Origin of the sequence: Pseudomonas sp. BS3767, from assembly GCF_900099665.1 — a bacterium.
In the GTDB taxonomy this organism is placed as follows: domain Bacteria; phylum Pseudomonadota; class Gammaproteobacteria; order Pseudomonadales; family Pseudomonadaceae; genus Aquipseudomonas; species Aquipseudomonas cerasi.
This window is the reverse complement of sequence record NZ_FNCX01000004.1, coordinates 508,456-529,396: the sequence shown is the minus strand read 5'-3', so window position 1 is coordinate 529,396 and position 20,941 is coordinate 508,456. Positions and strand designations below refer to the sequence as shown.

The 20,941-nt window shown below is 61.6% G+C and carries 21 protein-coding genes; 12 read left to right on the top strand and 9 right to left on the bottom strand.

Annotated elements, in window-relative coordinates; all coding sequences use genetic code 11:
* Nucleotides 1-35 precede the first annotated feature (35 nt).
* Nucleotides 36-1,001 carry a 2-oxoglutarate and iron-dependent oxygenase domain-containing protein gene (locus tag BLR16_RS15345; protein ID WP_072364966.1) on the top strand — a complete coding sequence of 322 codons (966 nt, stop codon included), beginning with the start codon at nt 36-38 and terminating at the stop codon, nt 999-1,001.
* A gap of 78 nt (nt 1,002-1,079) precedes the next feature.
* On the top strand, nt 1,080-2,033 hold the full coding sequence (locus tag BLR16_RS15340) for an adenosine deaminase (protein WP_058416259.1): 954 nt from the start codon (nt 1,080-1,082) through the stop codon (nt 2,031-2,033).
* A 257-nt stretch (nt 2,034-2,290) separates the two neighbouring features.
* Here the strand turns inward: BLR16_RS15340 and BLR16_RS15335 are convergent, their stop codons facing one another.
* The gene (locus BLR16_RS15335) at nt 2,291-2,983 is read right to left on the bottom strand and encodes an ArsR/SmtB family transcription factor (RefSeq protein WP_003350954.1); all 693 of its coding nucleotides are present in this window, start codon (nt 2,981-2,983) and stop codon (nt 2,291-2,293) included.
* A 436-nt stretch (nt 2,984-3,419) separates the two neighbouring features.
* Complete coding sequence (locus tag BLR16_RS15330) at nt 3,420-4,343, bottom strand: LysR family transcriptional regulator (protein WP_044309507.1); 924 nt, start codon at nt 4,341-4,343, stop codon at nt 3,420-3,422.
* Between the two features lie 115 nt (nt 4,344-4,458).
* On the opposite strand from BLR16_RS15330, the gene BLR16_RS15325 reads away from it, so the two are divergent.
* A complete protein-coding gene (locus BLR16_RS15325) occupies nt 4,459-5,472 on the top strand; it encodes a zinc-binding alcohol dehydrogenase family protein (protein WP_003431856.1) in 1,014 nt (337 codons plus the stop codon).
* 75 nt (nt 5,473-5,547) lie between these two features.
* Here the strand turns inward: BLR16_RS15325 and BLR16_RS15320 are convergent, their stop codons facing one another.
* A complete protein-coding gene (locus BLR16_RS15320; protein ID WP_032609231.1) occupies nt 5,548-6,744 on the bottom strand; it encodes a multidrug effflux MFS transporter in 1,197 nt (398 codons plus the stop codon).
* A gap of 137 nt (nt 6,745-6,881) precedes the next feature.
* Nucleotides 6,882-7,079 carry a heavy-metal-associated domain-containing protein gene (locus tag BLR16_RS15315; RefSeq protein ID WP_003366461.1) on the bottom strand — a complete coding sequence of 66 codons (198 nt, stop codon included), beginning with the start codon at nt 7,077-7,079 and terminating at the stop codon, nt 6,882-6,884.
* Nucleotides 7,080-7,243: 164 nt separating this feature from the next.
* Between BLR16_RS15315 and BLR16_RS15310 the strand changes: the two genes are divergently transcribed.
* From BLR16_RS15310 to cueR, 3 genes are all read left to right on the top strand, one after another.
* A complete protein-coding gene (locus BLR16_RS15310) occupies nt 7,244-7,624 on the top strand; it encodes a hypothetical protein (RefSeq protein ID WP_003366459.1) in 381 nt (126 codons plus the stop codon).
* Between the two features lie 69 nt (nt 7,625-7,693).
* Nucleotides 7,694-9,892 carry a heavy metal translocating P-type ATPase gene (locus BLR16_RS15305; RefSeq protein WP_074806859.1) on the top strand — a complete coding sequence of 733 codons (2,199 nt, stop codon included), beginning with the start codon at nt 7,694-7,696 and terminating at the stop codon, nt 9,890-9,892.
* Nucleotides 9,889-10,287 (top strand): Cu(I)-responsive transcriptional regulator, encoded by a 399-nt coding sequence (cueR, locus tag BLR16_RS15300; RefSeq protein ID WP_074806856.1) that lies wholly within the window; start codon nt 9,889-9,891, stop codon nt 10,285-10,287. Before BLR16_RS15305 ends, cueR begins: the two co-directional genes overlap by 4 nt.
* 227 nt (nt 10,288-10,514) lie before the next feature.
* Here the strand turns inward: cueR and BLR16_RS15295 are convergent, their stop codons facing one another.
* A complete protein-coding gene (locus BLR16_RS15295; RefSeq protein ID WP_003366454.1) occupies nt 10,515-11,411 on the bottom strand; it encodes a PA4780 family RIO1-like protein kinase in 897 nt (298 codons plus the stop codon).
* 244 nt (nt 11,412-11,655) lie between these two features.
* A complete protein-coding gene (locus BLR16_RS15290; protein WP_054081325.1) occupies nt 11,656-12,459 on the bottom strand; it encodes an AraC family transcriptional regulator in 804 nt (267 codons plus the stop codon).
* An 85-nt stretch (nt 12,460-12,544) separates the two neighbouring features.
* Here BLR16_RS15290 and BLR16_RS15285 point away from each other — a divergent pair, with 85 nt between their 5' ends.
* Nucleotides 12,545-13,573: a bile acid:sodium symporter family protein gene (locus tag BLR16_RS15285; RefSeq protein WP_054081324.1), complete on the top strand. Its 1,029-nt coding sequence runs from the start codon at nt 12,545-12,547 to the stop codon at nt 13,571-13,573.
* Nucleotides 13,574-13,580: 7 nt separating this feature from the next.
* On the opposite strand, the gene BLR16_RS15280 is transcribed toward BLR16_RS15285, so the two are convergent.
* The 3 genes from BLR16_RS15280 to BLR16_RS15270 all read right to left on the bottom strand — a co-directional run bounded on the left by BLR16_RS15280 (nt 13,581) and on the right by BLR16_RS15270 (nt 16,754).
* Nucleotides 13,581-14,978: a DUF726 domain-containing protein gene (locus tag BLR16_RS15280; RefSeq protein WP_044310529.1), complete on the bottom strand. Its 1,398-nt coding sequence runs from the start codon at nt 14,976-14,978 to the stop codon at nt 13,581-13,583.
* Between the two features lie 32 nt (nt 14,979-15,010).
* Nucleotides 15,011-15,289 (bottom strand): hypothetical protein, encoded by a 279-nt coding sequence (locus BLR16_RS15275; RefSeq protein ID WP_003431860.1) that lies wholly within the window; start codon nt 15,287-15,289, stop codon nt 15,011-15,013.
* Nucleotides 15,290-15,476: 187 nt separating this feature from the next.
* A complete protein-coding gene (locus BLR16_RS15270; protein WP_044310530.1) occupies nt 15,477-16,754 on the bottom strand; it encodes an acetyl-CoA C-acetyltransferase in 1,278 nt (425 codons plus the stop codon).
* A gap of 108 nt (nt 16,755-16,862) precedes the next feature.
* On the opposite strand from BLR16_RS15270, the gene BLR16_RS15265 reads away from it, so the two are divergent.
* From BLR16_RS15265 to BLR16_RS15245, 5 genes are all read left to right on the top strand, one after another.
* Nucleotides 16,863-18,218, top strand: a complete 1,356-nt coding sequence (locus tag BLR16_RS15265) for a 3-oxoacyl-ACP reductase (RefSeq protein ID WP_003431863.1) — start codon at nt 16,863-16,865, stop codon at nt 18,216-18,218.
* 30 nt (nt 18,219-18,248) lie between these two features.
* The gene (locus tag BLR16_RS15260; RefSeq protein WP_058397703.1) at nt 18,249-19,106 is read left to right on the top strand and encodes a MaoC family dehydratase; all 858 of its coding nucleotides are present in this window, start codon (nt 18,249-18,251) and stop codon (nt 19,104-19,106) included.
* Nucleotides 19,107-19,227: 121 nt separating this feature from the next.
* On the top strand, nt 19,228-19,533 hold the full coding sequence (locus tag BLR16_RS15255) for a MazG-like family protein (RefSeq protein WP_003366436.1): 306 nt from the start codon (nt 19,228-19,230) through the stop codon (nt 19,531-19,533).
* On the top strand, nt 19,530-20,279 hold the full coding sequence (locus BLR16_RS15250) for a methyltransferase domain-containing protein (RefSeq protein WP_003431865.1): 750 nt from the start codon (nt 19,530-19,532) through the stop codon (nt 20,277-20,279). Before BLR16_RS15255 ends, BLR16_RS15250 begins: the two co-directional genes overlap by 4 nt.
* A 19-nt stretch (nt 20,280-20,298) precedes the next feature.
* Nucleotides 20,299-20,937 carry a DUF4136 domain-containing protein gene (locus BLR16_RS15245; RefSeq protein ID WP_002555543.1) on the top strand — a complete coding sequence of 213 codons (639 nt, stop codon included), beginning with the start codon at nt 20,299-20,301 and terminating at the stop codon, nt 20,935-20,937.
* The last annotated feature ends 4 nt before the right edge of the window (nt 20,938-20,941 follow it).

Genomic DNA, 20,941 nt, shown 5'->3' with positions numbered 1-20,941 from the left:
CATCGACACCCGACACTTCCTTTCAGGACCGGTTAATGGACCAGCTTCCCGTCATCGACATCGCCCCGCTCTACGGCACGGACACTCAGGCCTGGCAGGATGTTGCCGGGCAAATCGACAGTGCCTGTCGGGCATGGGGCTTCTTTTACATCAAGGGCCACCCGATCAGCGCGCAACGCATCGAGCAGGTGCAATCGGCGGCAAAGGACTTCTTCGCCCGGCCGGCAGCTGAAAAGCTCCTGATCGATATCACCCAAAGCACCCATCATCGCGGCTACGGCGCCATCGCCACCGAACAACTGGACCCCAGCCTGCCGAGTGACCTCAAGGAAACCTTCGACATGGGCCTGCACCTGGATGCCCGTCATCCCGACGTGCTGGCGGGCAAACCGCTGCGTGGGCCAAACCGGCATCCGGACATTCCCGGCTGGGAAGCGCTGATGGAGCAACACTATCTGGACATGCAGGCGCTGGCGCAAACCCTGCTGCGCGCCATGACCCTGGCACTGGGCATCGAGCGCGATTTCTTCGATCAGCGCTTCAAGGACCCGGTCAGCGTGCTGCGCATGATTCATTACCCGCCGCGTGATACAGCGACCTCGGCCGAGCAACAAGGCGCAGGCGCACATACCGATTATGGCTGCATCACTCTGCTGTATCAGGACACAGCGGGCGGCTTGCAGGTGCGTGATGTGCGTGGCGAATGGATCGACGCGCCACCGCTTGACGGCACCTTCGTGGTCAATCTGGGCGATATGATGGCGCGCTGGAGCAACGATCGTTACCTGTCCACGCCGCATCGGGTCATCAGCCCGCTCGGGGTCGATCGCTACTCCATGCCGTTCTTCGCCGAACCGCACCCCGACACGCGCATCGAATGCCTGCCCGGTTGCCAGAGCGACGATCATCCTGCCCGCTATACGGTGACCACCTGCGCCGAATTTCTGCTGTCGCGCTTCGCGGATACCTACGCTTATCGCCGCGAACAGGAGGCAAGTTGAACGTTCAGTCAGGTTTTACCCTGCGCAGCGACGTGCATCTGTAGAATGTCCGAGATCTGCACCTGATGAGAAAAGAATATGTACGACTGGTTGAACGCCCTGCCCAAGGCAGAACTGCACTTGCACCTCGAAGGCTCGCTGGAACCCGAGTTGCTGTTCGCCCTGGCCGAGCGCAACAGGATTGCCCTGCCGTGGGATGACGTCGAAACCCTGCGCAAGGCGTATGCCTTCAACAACCTGCAGGAATTCCTCGATCTGTATTACCGGGGCGCAGACGTATTGCGCACCGAACAGGACTTCTACGACCTGACGTGGGCCTACCTGCTGCGCTGCAAGGCACAGAACGTTATCCACACCGAACCGTTCTTCGATCCGCAAACCCACACCGACCGTGGTATCCCGTTCGAAGTGGTACTGGCCGGGATTACCGGTGCGCTGAAAGATGGCAAGTCGAAGCTGGGCGTCGACAGCGGCCTGATCCTGAGTTTCCTGCGCCACCTGTCCCAGGAAGAAGCCGAAAAAACCCTCGATCAGGCGCTGCCGTTCCGTGATGCGTTCGTTGCCGTGGGCCTCGACAGCTCGGAGATGGGCCATCCACCGAGCAAGTTCCAGCGTGTGTTCGATCGCGCGCGCAACGAAGGCTTCCTGACTGTGGCTCACGCCGGGGAAGAAGGTCCGCCGGAATACATCTGGGAAGCACTGGACCTGCTGAAGATAGAGCGCATCGACCACGGCGTTCGCGCCATCGAAGACGAGCGGCTGATGCAACGCATCATCGACGAACAGATCCCGTTGACCGTCTGCCCGCTGTCCAACACCAAGCTTTGTGTGTTCGACGACATGGCCCAGCACAACATCCTCGACATGCTCGAGCGTGGCGTGAAGGTCACCGTCAACTCGGACGACCCGGCCTACTTCGGTGGCTACGTGACCGAGAACTTCCACGCGCTGTACACCCACCTGGGCATGACCGAAGATCAGGCCATACGCCTGGCGCAAAACAGCCTGGATGCACGACTGGTCAAGCCCTAAAGAGGGAATGAGCGAGTTACATCCATCGCTGCTCATGCTCTGCGTCGCAGAGGACGCAGAGCGTCAGGAACTGCATACCAACGCGGAGCATTGGCACGATAGTGGTGGGGCAGGCGCCTCCATCGTTCCTCACGCTCCGCGTGGGAATGCCTTTCGCGACGCTCTGCGTCGCAAGAGAACGCGGAGCGTCCGGAACTGCGTGCCGACGCGGACCGGTAGTACGTTAGTGGTGGAGCGCGCCACACCTGCCGCTCCCGTCAGGCCGCCGCTGCGATTTTGCTGATTTCCCGCTGCCCACTGGATGAGACCTGCAAGGTGCTGGACTCTTCAGTGGTGCGCAGCCAGCCCATCTGAATGAAAAGCTGCAACAACCCCGCCCCCAGCGCGCCGCCCAGATGCGGATTGCTATCGTTCCATTTCGGACAGACACACACCGTTTCGCGCTTGCGTTGCGCCAGTGCGGGAATGTAGATACCGCGTTCGGCAAATCTGGCCACACCCTTGCTGGTGACTTCGACGCGCTTCTCCTGCTGTTCTATCCAGCCCGCCTCCAGCAGGCGCTGATAAAGCTCGGCAGCCATCTCGCCACCCAGATGATCGGAGCAGACTCTTGCGCGGCGCAGCGGCAAGGGCGGCGCAGGCTGGGCAAAGCGACGATTGATCTGTTCAGCACTGGCCAGCGAAGCACAGGCCAAGGCCTCGACCGCCGCCCCCACTTCCGGCGCAGCGAGGCGAAAGAAGCGCTTGCGGCCGCGGACCTCCTGTTTCAACAGACCACCACTGGTCAGCCGCGCCAGATGGGCGCCGGCAGAAGAAGTCGAGAGTCCCGCCAGGATTGCCAATTCATCGGCAGGGCGAGCAGTACCATCCATCAGTGCCCAGATCATTGCGCTGCGCTTGGGGTCAGCCAGCAAGGTTGCGATCTGGCTGATGCAAGGTCCGTATTCCATGTGTTCACTCCCTGTTGAAACATTCATCTATGGTGATGACTGGGTGAAAGCAATCACGCCTCGATAGAGTTGAACGTGGCTCTTATATGTCATGACAAGTATAAACTCTATGCCCTCCGCCCCCGTTGGGTGAAAAACGCCTCTTACACACGGTGGGTACACCACGACGCAAAAAATCGCCCAAGTATGGCGTGCTCCATCAACATCAAGTTATTCCCGCGACTACACCGCAACCCCTCTATTCAAGGGGTTTGCAGCGACACTTCAAAAGAGGATTAAAAAGACAAGCGTAATGGCTATGACAAAAATGCCAAATCCACTCAACAACAGTCAGTTTCAACTTTGTTCCGGCAGCGAAACTTCGCGTTATTGAACGGCCTTCGAAAATTATATTTTCCGACATTTCCGAAGGTCATTTCCTACTGGGGCGCGGCGATTAAAACACGCTGGCGGACGACAGACTTACAGCATGTTGCTTACACCGTGACCTGAGCATTTCCAGTAACAGAATGACAGGCTTGCTGAGTTGCGCCCGATGCGCGCACAACAGGTTCAATGGCGCACGCTCCCCGATCAGGTCGGGCATCAACACTTTCAGGTGCCCGGCCCGCACATCAGCGGCCACGTCCAGCCAGGATTTGTATGCCACACCTTCGCCCGCAACCGCCCAGCGGCGCACCACGTCGGCATCGTCGCTGAACCGGTTGCCGCTGACCGTCAGACTTATTTCGCGCTTGCCGTCGTTCAGCGTCCAACGGTCATGAACGCGATCACCGAGCATGAACAGCAGGCAGTTATGCTGCGCCAGTTGCTCGACCTGATGCGGCTCGCCATGACGCTGCAGGTAACTCGGCGCCGCACACAGTACCCGGCGGTTGTCAGGCAACACTGGCAGTGCGACCAGGCTGGAGTCTTCCGGCTCGCCGTAGCGCAGCGCCACGTCGACAGGCTGGCGGAACAGATCGGCAATACGATCACCCAGCAGCAGACGCACAGTCAGTTGCGGATGCTGCTGTTGAAATTCGTCGAGCCACGGCAACAGCACGTTGCGCCCCAGGTCCGATGGCGCCGAGAGTTGCAGCACGCCCTCGCAACGGTCCTGGCTGCTGGCCAGCAAACGCCGCCCCTCCTCAAGGCTGCCCAGCGCAGCACGCGCGTATTCCAGAAACCCCTCGCCTTCGGCAGTCAGGCGCAGGCTGCGCGTCGAACGGGCCAGCAAGCGCGCGCCCAACTGCCGTTCGATACGCTTGAGCGCCGCGCTGGCAACCGCCGCAGACAGGTCCATGACCCGCGCTGCGGCAGAAAGGCTGCCCAGATCCGCTGCACGTACGAACAACTGCAAGTCATCAAAACGCAGCATCAAGGCCCCGTATTATCAAAATAAAATTGAAAGAGCCTGCCGTTTTAGCGGGTTTTATCTTTGCTGGAAATAGCCAATGATCTCTTCATCATTTTCTTTCGGAGAGGCCCCTGACATGAAAGCCATTGCGTACTATCAGTCCCTGCCCATCAGCGACGTGAAATCATTGCAGGATATCGAGCTGCCCGAGCCGGTGGCTGGCGATCGCGATCTGCTGGTCGAGGTCAAGGCTATCTCCGTCAACCCGGTGGACACCAAGATCCGCCAGAACGTCCAGCCTGAGGACGGTGCAGGCAAGGTGCTGGGCTGGGACGTGGCGGGTGTGGTGAAGGCTGTCGGCAGTCAGGTCACGCTGTTCAAGCCGGGCGACAAGGTGTTCTATGCAGGCTCTCTGACCCGGCCAGGTGCCAATAGCGAGTTGCACGTGGTGGATGAACGCATCGTTGGCCACATGCCCAAGACCCTGAGCTTCGCCCATGCGGCGGCGCTGCCGTTGACAGCCATCACCGCCTGGGAACTGCTGTTCGAGCGACTGCAGATCCCGCAGCAAAAAGGTGAAGGCGCACACAGCCTGCTGATCGTCGGTGCTGCCGGTGGCGTGGGTTCGATCCTCACCCAGCTGGCGCGCAAACTGACCTCGCTGAAAGTCATCGGCACCGCCTCGCGGCCCGAGACCGAAAGCTGGGTCAGCGAACTGGGCGCGCACCATGTGCTGGATCACAGCAAGCCGCTGAGCGAAGAACTCAAGCGCGTCGGCCTGAACCACGTGACTCATGTGGCCAGCCTGACCCAGACCGAACAGCATCTGGATCAGCTCGTCGAGGCACTCAAGCCACAAGGCAAGCTGGCGCTGATCGACGACCCCAAGTCGCTGGATGTGTCGAAACTCAAGCGCAAGAGCCTGTCGCTGCATTGGGAGTTCATGTACACCCGGTCGATGTTTGAAACCGAGGACATGATCGAGCAGCACAACCTGCTCAACCGGGTTGCCGAGCTGATCGACGCCGGTACGCTGAAAACCACCTTTGGCGAGCACTTCGGCACCATCAATGCCGAAAACCTGCGCCGCGCTCATGCCCTGCTGGAAAGCGGCAAGGCCAAGGGCAAGGTCGTGCTGGAAGGTTTCTGAGCCACAGAGGCCTGGGCCGTGTGAAGTCGATGGTATCAGTCACGCCCGGCGCGACTGATACCACCGCTTTGGCGATCAGGCGGTCTGGAGCGATGCGTCGCGCCGCGCCTGCGCACGGCGCGTCAGCACCGAGATGCCCACGGTCAGCACGCCGCACAGGCTGATGACCAGCGCCATTGGCGTGGCCGTGCCATCATGCAGCAAGCCCACCAGACTGGCGGCGACGGCGGCAACGCTGAATTGCAGGCACCCCAGCAACGCCGACGCACTGCCCGCGCGCGCCCACTGGCCATTCATGGCGCAGGCCGATGCATTGGGGATGATGCACCCAAGACTCGCCACACAAATGAACAGCGGCACCAGCAGCGGCCAAAGCGCTTCGGTGCGCAGCAAGCTGATCGCCAGCAACACCAGCCCCGCAGCCAGATATATCCAGACCGTGCGCGACAGCAAAAACGCCGGACCGGTCTTGCGCAGAATACGCGCATTGATCTGCGCCACCAGAATGAAGCCCGCCGCATTCATCCCGAACAACCAGCCGTAGTGCTCGGCAGGCACGCCATACAGCTTGATGAACACAAACGGCGAGCCCGCGACGTAAGCGAACATCCCGGCCATGGCGATGCCACCGGTCAGCGCATGACCAATGAACACGCCGTCCTTGAACAGATTGAGGTACTGGCCCAGCGCGCCGCTCAACGGCTGGCGCGGCGTGGTGGCCGGCATGCTTTCCGGCAACCCCAGTGCGACGGCCGCCAGACAGGCACCGCTGAACAGGGCCAGGCTGACGAAGATCGATTGCCAGCCAAAGGTGCTGACCAGCACGCCGCCCAGCATGGGAGCCAGAATCGGTGCCAGGCCCATGACCAGCATCAGTTGCGAGAAGACCTTGGCCGACTCGACAGCGTTGCACTTGTCGCTGACGATGGCGCGCGACAAGACCATTCCGGCACAGCCACCCAGCGCCTGCACGAAGCGTGCAGCGATCAGCCATTCAAGACTCGGCGCAAAGGCGCAGGCGACCGAGGCCAGCATGAACAGGGTCACGCCAACCAGTAACGGAATGCGCCGACCGAACCGGTCAGCCACCGGACCATAGGCCAGTTGTCCCAGGGAAAGCCCCAAAAAGTAGGCCGCCAGGGTCAGCTGTACGTGTTTTTCATCGGTCCCGAAATACGAGGCCATGGCCGGAAAGCCAGGAAGATAGAAGTCGATGGCCAGAGGGCCGAAGGCGCTCAATGAGCCAAGGATAAGGATCGTTCGTAGATTCATCGGGTGTCCATTAACGGATGCAGAGCAACGGGCTAGTTTACCCGGCTTACCTTGCAGAGAACGACGGACGGGGGAATTAATTCAAAATTTTTCAATGTTTACAGACCGGGAGACCGCCTTGATCTCCCGGGTCTGGATCATGCCGGCTGCGCCTGATAACCCTCTTCGCTGATCAGGCTGACAATCCGCTCGGGCGACAAACTGCTTTGCACCTTGACCTGTTTACTGGCCAGTTCGACCTGAACATCGGCGCTCGGATCGTCATGCTTGATGGCCTCGGTCACCGCGCGAACACAGTGCCCGCAGGTCATGCCTTGAACGTTGAATAACTGCATGGTGTCACTCCTTCAGTGATGAACAGTGAGCATCTTCAACCTTGTCATCATGGCAAGGTCAAGTTTCTGTCATTGCTGCCGGGCTGGCATTCGGCGTAATCGTGAGCCAAGCTGAGTGATCGACACCTATACCGTCAGCCACATTTACATCAGGAGTATCAGCGATGCGCTGGTCAGCAGTCAGCCTCTTCAGCATTCTCGGTTTCCTGGCTATCACCCCTGCCACTCAGGCGGCTCAGGACTACGGCATCCTGATCATTTCCCGCGAGCGCCTGGAAGTCGCGACTTCCTGCGAGATCGGCATCTACGTTCAGGACCGCCTGGCCGGCAGGCTGTTTCAGGAAGACTCGGTGTCCTTCAACCTGCCGGCAGGTGAAGTCTCGGTGCGGCTGAGCACCCTGCGCGGCAATGTCGTGGGCTGTGAACCCGGCATGGAAGCGCCGCGCAGCACCAAGATTCAGCTGCGCTCCGGGGATATCCTCAAGTACCGCATTGCTACCGACCTCAACGGGCTGTACCTCAAGAAAGCCGACCTCAACTATTGATTCGCGCTTGACCTTGCCCATATGGCAAGGTTGATCCTTGCAGGCAGCCAGCCTCAGGGAGTGATTCACATGCAAGACACCACCACCTTCGACCTGCCGATCAGCGGCATGACCTGCGCCAGTTGCGCAGGTCGGGTCGAGCGTGCCCTGGCCAAAGTGCCGGGGGTCAACAGCGTAACGGTCAACCTGGCCAATGAACGCGCCCATGTAGACACCGCAGCGCACACCGATCCGCAAACCCTGATCGACGCCGTCAGCCGCGCCGGTTATGGCGCCACCCTGAGCCAGGATCGTCACGCCGAAGCCGATCAAAAAGCCCGTCACTTGCATAACGAGCGCTGGGCCTTGCTGCTGGCCATCGCGCTGGCGCTGCCGCTGATCCTGCCGATGCTGCTGACCCCGCTGGGCGTGCACTGGATGCTGCCCGCGTGGGTGCAGTTTGCGCTGGCGACGCCGGTGCAGTTCATCCTTGGCGCACGCTTTTACGTGGCCGCCTGGAAAGCCGTGCGCGCAGGTGCCGGCAATATGGACCTGCTGGTCGCCATCGGTACCAGCGCCGGCTACGGCCTGAGCGTCTATCAATGGCTGCACGCTGCGCCTGGCACAACGCCGCATTTGTATTTCGAAGCATCGGCGGTGGTAATCGCGCTGGTGCTGCTGGGCAAATACCTGGAAAGCCGCGCCAAGCGCCAGACCGCCAGTGCTATCCGTGCCCTTGAAGCACTGCGCCCGGAGCGTGCCCTGCGGGTGGTCGACGGCCTCGAACAGGACGTCGCTATCAGCGCGCTGCAGCTTGATGATCGGGTGCTGGTCAAACCCGGCGAACGCTTTCCGGTGGACGGCGAAGTGGTCGAAGGCCGCAGCCATGCCGACGAAGCGCTGATCACCGGTGAAAGCCTGCCGGTGGTCAAGCAACCGGGCGACAAGGTCACCGGCGGGGCTATCAATGGCGAAGGCCAATTGCTGATCAGGACCACAGCGCTGGGCGCAGAAACGGTGCTGGCGCGCATCATTCGTCTGGTCGAGGACGCCCAGGCAGGCAAGGCTCCGATCCAGAAACTGGTGGATAAAGTCAGCCAGGTGTTCGTGCCGACCGTACTGGTGATTGCCTTGCTCACGCTGGTCGGCTGGCTGCTGGTCGGTGCCTCGCTTGAAGTCGCGCTGATCAATGCCGTCGCTGTACTGGTGATCGCCTGCCCTTGCTCGCTGGGCCTTGCGACGCCGACAGCGATCATGGCCGGGACCGGCGTGGCTGCGCGCTACGGCATTCTGATCAAGGACGCCGAAGCGCTGGAACGGGCTCACGAGGTCGATGCCGTGGTGTTCGACAAAACCGGCACGCTGACCTCGGGCACGCCGCGTATCACCAACATGAGCGCGGTGCTGGGCAATGAAGAACACCTTCTGCAACTGGCGGGGGCGCTGCAACGCGGCAGTGAACACCCCTTGGCCAAAGCAGTGCTGGATGTGTGTCATGAATGGCAACTCAAGCCTGATGCCGCGCAAAACAGCCGCGTCCTGAGTGGTCGGGGCATCGCTGGCAGCGTTCAGGGCCGTGAACTGGCGCTGGGCAATCGACGTTTGCTGGAGGAAAGCGGCCTGCCGATGGGCGATCTGGCCGAGTCCGCGCGCATCTGGGAAGCCGAGGGGCGCACGCTGTCCTGGCTGATCGAGCAGGCTCCAGAGCCAAAGGTGATCGGCATGTTTGCCTTTGGTGACACGCTCAAGCCCGGAACCGATCAGGCGATCAAAGCGCTGAATGCGCGGGGCATCACCAGCCATCTGCTGACTGGCGATAACCGTGGCAGTGCCCAAGTGGTTGCCAGGACATTGGGGATACACGACGTGCATGCCGAAGTGCTGCCTGCCGACAAGGCGGCCACCGTCACTCAACTGAAAAGCCATCATGTGGTCGCGATGGTCGGTGACGGCATCAACGATGCTCCGGCGCTGGCGGCGGCGGATGTCGGTATAGCGATGGGCGGCGGGACCGATGTCGCCATGCATGCAGCGGGCATCACCCTGATGCGCGGCGATCCGCGACTGGTTCCGGCAGCCCTCGACATTAGCCGAAGGACCTACGCGAAAATCCGCCAGAACCTGTTCTGGGCGTTCGTCTACAACCTGATCGGCATTCCGCTCGCGGCGCTGGGCTATCTCAATCCGGTATTGGCGGGCGCGGCCATGGCGCTGTCGAGTGTCAGCGTGGTGAGCAATGCGCTGCTGCTGAAAACCTGGAAACCCCGCGACCTGGAGGACGCACCATGAATATCGGTCAAGCGGCGAAAAACAGTGGCTTGAGCGCCAAGATGATCCGCTATTACGAATCCATCGGCCTGTTGCAGGCGGCGCATCGCAGCGACAGCGGCTATCGCGTGTACAGCGCGGACGATCTGCACACGCTGGCGTTCATCAAGCGCTCAAGGGACTTGGGGTTTTCGCTGGAAGAAGTCGGCAAACTGCTGACCCTCTGGCAGGACCGCCAGCGGGCCAGCGCCGACGTCAAGGCGCTGGCCCGGCAACACATTGTCGAGCTGAACAAGAAGATCGAAGAACTGGCGAGCCTGCGCGATACGCTTCGGGAACTGGTGGAACATTGCCAAGGCGACGACCGCCCTGACTGCCCGATCCTCAAGGACCTGGCGTCGGGCGGGTGCTGCTAGCCACTTCCACAAGGGTCTCACCGCATCCACTCGATGGAGCGCCTGCACGCGCTCCGTGGGAGCGAGCTTGCTCGCGAAAGGGCCCGTACAGGCTCCGAAAACAGCGCGCCTGATCAATCGCCTTCGCGAGCGAGCTCGCTCCCACAATGGTCTTACTTACTGCATCACTCGACGGAGCGCCTGCCACACGCACTCCCTGCGGGAGCGCGCCTGCTCGCGAAAGGGCGTTACTGCATCCACGGCGGTGGTGGTTCTTCGGTGGATTTGCTTGGTGGAGCATCGTCTGCCGCGCGAGCTGCCTGGCGGCGGGCTTCGTCGAGGCGGGCGGCTTCGATTTCGCGCAGTACGCCGCCCACATCGGCTTCGTCCTCCGGCTCATCGAATTCGCCGGTCAGCACCGTGGCGGGCGACAAGGTGCCTGCCTCGTAGTACGACCACATTTCCTTGGCGTACTTGGTCTTTCTGAGCTCCGGAGCGAAGCGGCCGAAGTACAGCGCCATGTTGCCGACGTCGCGCTCCAGCATGCTGAACGCATGGTTGTTGCCCGCGGCATCGACCGCTTGCGGCAAGTCGATGATGACCGGGCCGGACGGCGCCAGCAGCACGTTGAACTCGGACAGGTCACCGTGCACCAGACCGGCACACAACATCAGCACGATCTGCTCGATCAGGAATGCGTGATACTCGCGCGCCTGATCCGGCTCCAGCACGACGTCGTTCAGACGCGGCGCTGCATCGCCGTACTCGTCGGCCACCAGTTCCATGAGCAGCACGCCTTCCAGGAAGTCATACGGCTTGGGCACCCGAACACCTGCGCTGGCCAGACGAAACAGCGCAGCCACTTCGGCATTCTGCCAGGCGTCTTCGGTTTCCTTGCGCCCGAACTTCGAGCCCTTGGCCATGGCGCGGGCCTGTCGGCTGTTGCGTACCTTGCGGCCTTCCTGATACTCGGCCGCCTGACGGAAACTGCGTTTGTTAGCCTCCTTGTAAACCTTGGCACACCGCAGCTCATTGCCGCAACGCACCACATAAACAGCTGCCTCTTTACCACTCATGAGCGGGCGCAGCACCTCGTCGACCAGACCGTCTTCGATCAGGGGTTCAATGCGTTTAGGAGTTTTCATCAGCTTTTATTGTGGGTCCTTTGTTGCCAGATACGCGATTGTTGCCGTTATACGGCAATCCTCCGCCAGCGAGTAGGGGTAACCCCCTGTGGATTGAAAGGTTTTTTAAGAAAAAACCACGCAATCCCCCGGTTTAAAGCACCTTTCGTGCCGTACAGCAGGTCGAAGATATTCCGGGACAAAACATGTAAAAGCAGAAAAAACAGTGTTGGATGCACTCGTTAGTGCACAAGGCATCCCGGCCTTACTTGAACAAGTCACCGGGGGTGTGACCGAACAAACCCTTGAACGCAGCGATGAATGCTGACGTCGAGTCATAACCGCAGGCCAGCGCGGTATGCGTCACACTGGCGCCCTCTTCCAGTGCAGAAAGCGAAGACAGTAACCGTGCCCGCTGCCGCCAGCCGCGAAAGCTCAATCCGGTTTCCCGCTGAAACATTCGCATCAGGGTTTTCTCGGAGGTCCCGAGACGGGCGGCCCAGTCGTGCAGGGTAATCAACCGACCCGGCTCCTCGATCAACTCGTTGCACAGCCCCAGCAAACGCGGATGACGCGGCAACGGCAGTGAAAAGCCGACTTCGGGCAACTGCGCCAGTTGATCCAGCAGGACCTGCACCAGCCGCGCCTCATGGCTGTCCTGCTCTGGATAATCCACGGGCAGAAGGCAGAAGCTCTTGATCAGCTCACGGGCCAGTGGCGTGACTTCCAGCACCCTGCAGCGCTGCGGTGCCCACCCCGAATCTGCCGTGCGAATGTACAGGCTGCGCATTTCGGCGCGCATGGAGGTCACCACCTCATGCTCAAGCCCGGCAGGCACCCAGACGCCCCACTGCGGCGGCGCAAAGAAACTGCCCTCGGCGGTATGCACCCCCAGAACCCCACTGATGGCGTAGGAAAACTGCACCCAGTCGTGGCGATGGGGCGGCGTCCACGAACCGGCAGTGAGGCTTTCAGCACGGGCATACAGCGGGCGCGGCAGGCCGGCCAATGCCGGTATCTGCCGCTCGCCCGTAGGCTGCCGCTGATTGATCTGTCCGTTACTCGGCATCTTATGGCCTTATGTCGCAAGACGGCTATGGCGCAACAGAGTAGCCTGCACGCATCTCTGTGTACAAACGTTCTACGGACCCCGCATGCAATCACTCAAACACTTCAAACGCGTCGCTACCGACTGGTTCCTCTGGGGCATGGTTCTGGCGACGGTGCTCGCCTACTTCTTCCCGCGTTTCGGCGCTACCGGCGGCAGCATGCACGCTGAATACGTCATCAAGGTCGGCGTGTTCGTGGTGTTCTTTCTGCATGGGGTAAACCTGTCCAGCGAGCAGATCAAGAAAGGCCTGACCAACTGGCGCCTGCACGTGATGATCCAGGTCTTCACCTTCGTGGTGTTCCCGCTGATCTGGCTGGCGTGCCAAAAGCTGCTGGGCTCGTATGTGCCGGCGCTGCTGATGCTGGGTTTTCTCTACCTGTGCGCCCTGCCCTCGACCATTTCGTCTTCGGTGGCACTGACCGGCAGCGCAGGCGGCAATGTCCCGGCAGCGATTCTCAACGCCAGCATGTCCAGCGTCATCGGGATTTTCATCACCCCGTGGCTGGTTAGCCTGGTGGTCGGCACCGGTGCTGGCGGAATCGATCTGGGCGATACGCTGCTCGACCTGTGCGCCATGCTCCTGCTGCCACTGGTGCTTGGCCAGCTAATGCGGCCGTTGCTGGGCAAGTTTTTCGCCCGTCACAAGAAGTACACCAACCTGATCGACAAGCTGGTGATTCTGCTGCTGGTGTACGCGGCGTTCTGCAACTCGATGATCTCCGGCATGTGGCAAAGCCAGGGCAACAGCGTGATCCTGACGGCGTTCGTCGGCACCGCGCTGCTGCTGGCGGTGATCCTGTTGATGACCACCCGCACGGCGCGGGCGCTCAAGTTCGATCATGCCGACAAGGTCGCGGCGGTGTTCTGCGCCACCAAGAAATCCCTCGCCGCGGGCGCGCCGATGGCTGCACTGATTTTCGGCAGCAACCCGGGGCTTGGCCTGATTCTGTTGCCGATCATGATCTACCACCCGATGCAGTTGATCGTGTGCTCGATCATCGCCGAGAGCTACGCCAGTCGCCATCGCCAAGAGCTTTCGGCCGCCGCGCTGGAAGAGGCTCGCGCCGCGTGAATGCGGCTTACATCAGCGCGTCATCATCCAGTGTGACGCGCGCATAGAAGACGATGGCCACGGTAGGGATCAGTGCGGAATAACCCGGCCGCAGCGCAGTGCCAAAGTGCGTCAGCAAGCGTTGCACCGGGGCTTGGCGAATTGCACCCAGCAAGCCCTTGACCGCGCCAGGCGCCTCGTCGGGCTGCGCGGTCTTGAAAAACGCTGCCACGGTCAGGCGCTCGGCCAGTGCATCGACATGCGCGGCATAGATATCCCAGCTCATCGCGCGGACACTGGCGCGCGGCATCTGCACCAGCGGGTGCGCGCTGTTGAAAGCATGGCGAAAGAACGTTCTGAGCAGCAGCTCTTCCACTTCAACCACCGTCGCACATTGGTGCAGCGCGTCGCCCAGACCGTATTGCCGCGCCAGCATGCCCAGCACTCGCGTATAGGGCACGCCGCGACGCCGGGCGGCATTGATCAGAAAATGCCCGGCGACCAGCTGGAATTCACGCACGAATGCGTACGTACGGTCCGCTTCAGTGGCCTTGAGGCGCGTCCAGCGACTGCTGCGCAAGTGCTTGATGGCCGCCTCCAGCACGTAGTCCGGCGAACGGGCCAGAACGCTGTGCAACCAGACGTCCTGCAAAACCGGGTCGCGGGTCATTGTCGGTAGCACCGCAACGCCGGTTTCCAGCCCTTCACAGCCACTGAAGCGGGTCGCAATCAGCACTTCCTGCAAGCGCTGCCAGTAATGGTGATGGCGATAACCCTGCATGCGCACGTTCTCGAAGTGCTCGACCGGCGTGCGTCCCAGGCTCTTCTCGCCCAGGTTCAGCAAGAGCACATGATCTTCCGTGGAATACGCATTGATCAGCCGTCCGCTGATTCTCTGCTTGAGCAGCTCGGCCTCGGCGGCATCGATACGCACGGCAGCGGCCATCAGCAATACATCGCCCACCACCAGCCCGTGCTCGGGTGTCTGCTGCAGGTCCTTGAGCGCGCTGACCAGCAGCCGGCCGCCCAGTGAATGACCGATCAGATTGACCCGCCTGACGTCGGGATGATGCTCGAACAGGTAGCGATCCAGCTGTGCAAACAGCACCTTGCCCATGTCGCGGGCACGGTTGCGGATGCGCGCGAAGTGAACGACCCGGTCCCCCGCCAACGCCGCCGCGCCCGCGAGCGGGTGCACACGGGCAGCAGCCATGAGCAGACCACGGGAACGGTTGTCCATCTGGGTGAAATGGCTGGATGGCCAGAACGCCAGAATGTTCACACTCTGGCGCAATGCACCGGGGATGCTGTTGGCCAACAGGCGTCGGTCATCCAGATCATGCCCTGACGAATAGCCGTGAATGAAGACGTTGGCGACCTCGCCCGATGTCTTGGGCAGGGTCAGAAATTTGAAGTGATTTTCCACGTTGTCCTGTCACACATGGGCGGTTTACACGCTCAATTTCTGGCGATGAAGCGCTTGGCGATCAGTACGATCAGTCGCAGGCAGAACATGATACCGGTCACCGCGATGACCCATTTGGCCACCAGCAGGAAGTAAACCTCCGTTTCATCGGAGACCAGCCCCACCAGCAAGCCCATCCCGCCGATCAGCAAGCCGATCAGCATCAGCCCGATATAGGGCCTCAGCCAGCGAGTCCGCGCGCCTTTGTCGAACAGATAGAGCACGGTGCCGATCAGAATCAGAAGTACCGATACCCCAATGATGAACCCCATGCCTTACCTCAACGTTACAGGCCAACAATGCTGATTGATCATCCCGCGCACGGATGCGACGCGGAGCGTCACGGCATGCATTCCCACGCTGGAGCGTGAGGAACGATAGGTGCCCGGAAGAACACTTATCGTGCCAGTGCTCTGCGTAGTTCAGTTGTGGATTATGCCCATGACCCCAGCCATTTGCCTAACGCTCCAGAATTGCCGTCACGCCCTGGCCGCCTGCGGCACAGATCGAGATCAGTCCACGTCCGCTGCCTGCCGCATCCAGCAGCTTGGCCAGGTTGGCGACGATGCGGCCTCCGGTTGCGGCGAACGGGTGGCCGGCAGCCAGTGAGCTGCCCTTGACGTTCAGTTTGCTGCGATCAATAGACCCCAACGGCGCATCCAGCCCCAGACGGGTCTTGCAGTAATCGGCGTCTTCCCAGGCCTTGAGGGTGCACAGCACCTGCGCGGCGAAGGCTTCGTGAATTTCGTAGTAATCGAAGTCCTGAAGGGTCAGGCCATTGCGGGCCAGCAGACGCGGAACGGCGTAGACCGGTGCCATCAGCAGCCCTTCTGCTCCGTTGACGAAGTCCACCGCCGCAGCTTCGCCATCGCGCCAATAGGCCAGCACCGGCAGGTCCCGCTCGCGAGCCCATTCCTCGCTGGCCAGCAACACCACCGATGCGCCATCGGTCAGCGGTGTCGAATTGCCCGCCGACAAGGTGCCCTTGGCGCTGCGCTCGAACGCGGGCTTGAGGCTGGCCAGTTTTTCAAGCGTCAGGTCCGGACGCAGGTTGTTGTCACGGATCAGCCCCAGATACGGCGTCATCAGATCATCCTGCCAGCCCTCGGCGTAGGCTGCCGCCATTTTCAGATGGCTCTCGAGCGCCAGTTGATCCTGCGGCCCGCGCTCTATGCCCCAGGTCTGCGCCATCAGCTCGCAATGTTGACCCATCGACAAGCGTGTACGTGGCTCGCCGTTACGCGGCAGCTCCGGTTTGAGGTGGTGTGGACGCAGCTGCATCAGGGCCTTGAGCTTGTCACCGGGCGTCTTGCTGCGGTTTACCTGCAGCAGGATTTTGCGCAGCCCCTCGTTGACGCCGATCGGTGCATCGGACGTGGTGTCAACGCCGCCGGCAATGCCGCACTCGATCTGCCCCAGAGCGATCTTGTTGGCCACCAGCAACGCCGCTTCCAGCCCCGTACCGCAGGCTTGCTGAATGTCGTAGGCCGGGGTCTGTGCCGAGAGCCGCGAGCCGAGCACGCATTCGCGGGTCAGGTTGAAGTCTCTGGAGTGCTTGAGCACCGCGCCCGTCACCACCTCGCCCATGCGCAGCCCGTGCAGATTGAAGCGCTCGATCAGCCCTTCCAGAGCAGCCGTGAGCATGTCCTGATTGCTGGCCGTGGCGTAAGGGCCATTGGAGCGCGCGAACGGAATGCGGTTACCGCCGACGATGGCGACCCGACGAGGATGCGTCATGGAAAACTCCCTTTCTTCAAGCGAATGAATGAGCCGTGCCGATCGCAAGAACAAACGTCATGCCACCGTGGTCCATTCCTTTGAACCCCGACTTCAGGAGAGTGTTCCATGCCGTCAGATCGCTACATTGATTTCGCCAACTCCGACATGGGTCGGCGCCTGGTGAAGGCCGCCGGTCTGCCCGCCCCCACTCACCTGGAGCGCTGGCAGGCCGGACGTCTGCGGCCCGTCGAAGGGACGCTGCTGATCAGCGCCGGGCCGCTGGGGGATCAGGTCCGCCAGTTCGCCAGCCGCCTGACCGACTCGCTGTACAGTTTCGGCAGTGAGATGCCCGGTGCCACGACGTGGGTGTCCAACCAGGGGCCGCGCCTGAAAGCAGTCGTGTTCGACGCCAGCCAGATCCTGCGCACCGAGCAGCTCAGGCAGTTGCGGGACTTCTTTCAGCCGCTGCTGCGCAATCTCGATCACTGCGCACATGTGGTCATTCTCGGTAAATCCCCCGAGACACTCGCTGATCCGCTGGCCGCCAGCACTCAACAGGCCATCGAAGGTTTCAGCCGCTCACTGGCCAAGGAAGTGCGCAACGGCGCCACGGTCAAACTGCTGCAAGTGGATGACGACGCGCAGGATCAACTGGAGGGCGCCCTGCGCTTTTTCCTCACGCCCAAGGCTGCGTTCATCTCCGGCCAGTTCGTCCACCTGAGTGCCTGCACGAGCAAGGTGCAGGACTGGACTCGCCCGCTGGCCGGGCGCAAGGCAGTGGTAACGGGCGCTGCACGCGGCATTGGCGCGTCTATAGCCGAAACCCTGACACGTGATGGTGCGCAGGTCATTCTGCTGGATGTACCGCAGACCAAAAACGAGCTGGAGGCACTGGCCTCGCGGCTTGGCGGTCAGGCTCTGGCGCTGGATATCTGCTCGGCGGATGCTCCGGCACAGTTGCTCGAACACCTGCCCGATGGCGTCGACATACTGGTGCACAACGCCGGCATCACGCGCGACAAGACGCTGGTCAACATGCCGGAAGATTTCTGGGACTCGGTACTGGCGGTCAACCTCAATGCGCCGCAAGTGCTGACTCAAGTGCTGCTCGACGCGGGAGCCTTGAAGGACAACGCCCGCATCGTGCTCATGGCCTCGATCAGCGGTATCGCCGGTAATCGCGGGCAAACCAACTACACCACCAGCAAGGCCGGTCTGATCGGTTTTGCACGGGCCATGGCCCCCGGACTCAAGTCACGCGGCATCAGCATCAACGCCGTCGCGCCGGGCTTCATCGAAACGAAAATGACCGCGCACATGCCGTTCACCCTGCGTGAAGCCGGGCGGCGCATGAGTTCGCTGGGTCAGGGTGGCTCGCCACAGGACGTTGCCGAAGCAGTGGCGTGGTTCAGCCAACCGGGCAGCGGCGCGGTGAGCGGTCAGGTTCTACGTGTATGTGGTCAAAACGTGATCGGGGCTTAAGCACCCGCATCGAATTCAAGGAGATGGATGATGACGGCTCACTGGCGCTACCTCAATTCCCTGCAGCCCCTGTCCAACCTGTTCATCCAGGCTGCGCTCAGGCGCAAGGTCACCGGTATGCAGCTACCCGATCTGGGCTTGCGCAGCTGGATCGCGGTCGATACCGATAAGCTCGAGGCATACCGCAAGGTCTGCGGCTTCGAAGAAAGCAGCCTGCTGCCTCCGACCTACCCGCATGTGCTGGCGTTTCCGCTGCAAATGCAATTGATGACCTCCGAGGACTTTCCATTCCCGCTGCTGGGGTTGATTCACCTCGCCAATCGCACCCGCACGCATCGTCCACTGGGCGGTGTGAGCCAGTTGTACATCAGCGTACAGGCCACTGATCTGCGCCCGCACGCCAAGGGCGCGACGTTCACTCTGGTCACTCAGGCCGAAGACGGCATGGGGCTGTTGTGGGAAGAAGAAAGCACCATGCTGTGCACCGCTGTGCACCTGGAAGACAGCCCTGTGAGCTATCCCGAAGCCGCGCCGCTACCGCTCAGCGAGCTGCAAGGCTGGCGGGCAACGGCGCAGATAGGCCGCGAATACGCCAAGGTGTCGGGCGACTACAACCCGATTCACCTCAGCGCCCCCAGCGCCAGGCTGTTCGGTTTTCCACGCGCCATCGCCCACGGGATGTGGCTCAAGGCCCGTGCGCTCGCGGCGCTGGGCGAGCATTTGCCGGCCTCGAATGTCGAGATCAGCGTGCAGTTCCAGAAGCCTGTACGCCTGCCTGCCGACGTGACGCTGTCGACCAGTGCCGCCGGCTCGCATGGCCAGTTCCGTGTCGAAGGCCAGGAGGGCATCGTGCATATGGTCGGTAGCTGGCAGCCTGTCAGCGAGTGACGCACAGCCGGATGAACACCTCTGACGGGAGCATTGCTCCCATCAACGGCTGAACAAACCTCAACGCCCACTTGCCTGGCGAACCGTTCCCCCTGAAGCTATGCGTCTTCAGGAGAACACGATGAACCTCGACGAGTTGACCCAACGCCTGCACCGCATCCGCGACCAGAATGACTGGAAGCCATTTCACAGCCCGAAAAACCTGGCCATGGCTGCCAGTGTGGAGATGGCCGAGCTGGTGGAAATATTCCAATGGCTGCGCGAAGACCAGTCCCGCGAGCTGCCTGCCGAACAGTTGGAGCACGCCGGCCAGGAAGTCGGCGACATCGTCCTCTACCTGTTGCTGCTGTGCAGCGAACTGGGGCTGGACATGGACACGGTGGTGCGTAACAAGCTGGCTGACAGCGAGCGGAGATTTGCCAAGTGAGTGATCGGCATTTCGACCAGTTGGCGACCCGCTTTGCGGAAAAGATCTATGGCGGTGCCAAGGGAGCCATTCGTCTGGCGGTGCTGCAGGCCGACCTGACCGAGACCCTGCCCGCACGACCGCTTCGTGTACTGGATATCGGCGCCGGGCTGGGACACATGTCACTGTGGCTGGCCGAACAGGGTCATCAGGTAACCCTGGCCGAACCCGCCGAGCCGATGCTCGAAGGCGCACGTCAGCGCTTCGCCGATGCCGGACAGACGGCAACCTTCATTCAGGCTCCGTGGCAGGCGCTGCCGGAGTTACTGAGCGACACTTATGATCTGGTGCTGTGCCACGCGGTGCTGGAGTGGCTGGCCGAGCCGCATACCATCCTCCCGGTGCTACGCCAGTTGACCAGGGACGATGGCTGGTTGTCACTGGCGTTTTACAACCGCGATGCGTTGATCTATCGCAACCTGTTGAAGGGCCATTTCCGCAAGATGCGCAAGAATGACATGGCCGGGGAAAAACAGAGCCTGACGCCTCAGCAACCGCTCGACCCCCGGGAACTGGCGACGCAACTTGAAGGCCTGTGGCAAGTCGAAACCCGTAGCGGGGTGCGGGTATTTCACGATTACATGCCGGTTGAATTCCAGGCTCGGGCCGAGCTGACGGATCTGCTGGAAATGGAACTGGCGCATCGACGTCATCCAGCCTTTGCCGGGCTGGGTCGATACCTTCACTGGATGTGCCGTCCGGTCTGACATCACTGCGGAGCCCACCATGAAACACCGTTCTGCCTTGTTTGCCGTGCTGCTGGGGACCAGTCTGTTCGGGATCAGCGCCTGCCAGAGCGACAACCCGTATGTCGCCAGCTCTCTGCCCATGCCGCCCGCTCCTGCGCAGGCGGCAAGGACGCTGGACATGAGCGCCTACCCTGCGCCGCCGCGGGACTATGGGCGTTATCGGTCCTGGGGCTGGCTCAACGGCCAGCTGCCGCCCGGTACGGCGTGGGTGGATTCGGCGCAGGTGGTCGAAGCCGTGAGCAACGGTCTGGACCAGCGTGGTTTGCGACCGGCTCGCGGCAATCAGCCGGCAGACTTGTACGTCACTGCCACGACCCGCCAGGAAACCCGGCTGCGTCAGGTGCGTGAAGATTACGATCCCTACTATGGGGGCGGCATGGGCTATGGCCGCTACGATGGTTACCGGCCCGGTTACGGCGGCTACGCCAGCGTGCCGGTGGTACGCACCTATCAGGAAAAGGTCATGGTGGTGCAGATCAACCTGATCGACGCGCGCAGCAACCAGCCGGTATGGAGCGCCAGCGCCGATGCGCGCGCCAGCAATAATCTGGCCGACCGCAGCAGTGCGTTGCGCCAGGCCGTGCAACAGGCTCTGGCGGCCTACCCGCCTTCGTAACCCT

Bases quoted from the DNA above. Each gene is read 5' to 3' on its own strand.
- BLR16_RS15330 (WP_044309507.1), bottom strand. From the start codon at position 4,343: ATGCTGCGTTTTGATGACTTGCAGTTGTTCGTACGTGCAGCGGATCTG.
- BLR16_RS15310 (WP_003366459.1), top strand. From the start codon at position 7,244: ATGCGCTGGTCAGCAGTCAGCCTCTTCAGCATTCTCGGTTTCCTGGCT.
- BLR16_RS15265 (WP_003431863.1), top strand. From the start codon at position 16,863: ATGCCGTCAGATCGCTACATTGATTTCGCCAACTCCGACATGGGTCGG.
- BLR16_RS15285 (WP_054081324.1), top strand. From the start codon at position 12,545: ATGCAATCACTCAAACACTTCAAACGCGTCGCTACCGACTGGTTCCTC.
- BLR16_RS15335 (WP_003350954.1), bottom strand. From the start codon at position 2,983: ATGGAATACGGACCTTGCATCAGCCAGATCGCAACCTTGCTGGCTGAC.
- BLR16_RS15255 (WP_003366436.1), top strand. From the start codon at position 19,228: ATGAACCTCGACGAGTTGACCCAACGCCTGCACCGCATCCGCGACCAG.
- BLR16_RS15295 (WP_003366454.1), bottom strand. From the start codon at position 11,411: ATGAAAACTCCTAAACGCATTGAACCCCTGATCGAAGACGGTCTGGTC.
- BLR16_RS15305 (WP_074806859.1), top strand. From the start codon at position 7,694: ATGCAAGACACCACCACCTTCGACCTGCCGATCAGCGGCATGACCTGC.
- cueR (WP_074806856.1), top strand. From the start codon at position 9,889: ATGAATATCGGTCAAGCGGCGAAAAACAGTGGCTTGAGCGCCAAGATG.
- BLR16_RS15270 (WP_044310530.1), bottom strand. From the start codon at position 16,754: ATGACGCATCCTCGTCGGGTCGCCATCGTCGGCGGTAACCGCATTCCG.
- BLR16_RS15290 (WP_054081325.1), bottom strand. From the start codon at position 12,459: ATGCCGAGTAACGGACAGATCAATCAGCGGCAGCCTACGGGCGAGCGG.
- BLR16_RS15315 (WP_003366461.1), bottom strand. From the start codon at position 7,079: ATGCAGTTATTCAACGTTCAAGGCATGACCTGCGGGCACTGTGTTCGC.
- BLR16_RS15340 (WP_058416259.1), top strand. From the start codon at position 1,080: ATGTACGACTGGTTGAACGCCCTGCCCAAGGCAGAACTGCACTTGCAC.
- BLR16_RS15345 (WP_072364966.1), top strand. From the start codon at position 36: ATGGACCAGCTTCCCGTCATCGACATCGCCCCGCTCTACGGCACGGAC.
- BLR16_RS15275 (WP_003431860.1), bottom strand. From the start codon at position 15,289: ATGGGGTTCATCATTGGGGTATCGGTACTTCTGATTCTGATCGGCACC.
- BLR16_RS15320 (WP_032609231.1), bottom strand. From the start codon at position 6,744: ATGAATCTACGAACGATCCTTATCCTTGGCTCATTGAGCGCCTTCGGC.
- BLR16_RS15325 (WP_003431856.1), top strand. From the start codon at position 4,459: ATGAAAGCCATTGCGTACTATCAGTCCCTGCCCATCAGCGACGTGAAA.
- BLR16_RS15260 (WP_058397703.1), top strand. From the start codon at position 18,249: ATGACGGCTCACTGGCGCTACCTCAATTCCCTGCAGCCCCTGTCCAAC.
- BLR16_RS15245 (WP_002555543.1), top strand. From the start codon at position 20,299: ATGAAACACCGTTCTGCCTTGTTTGCCGTGCTGCTGGGGACCAGTCTG.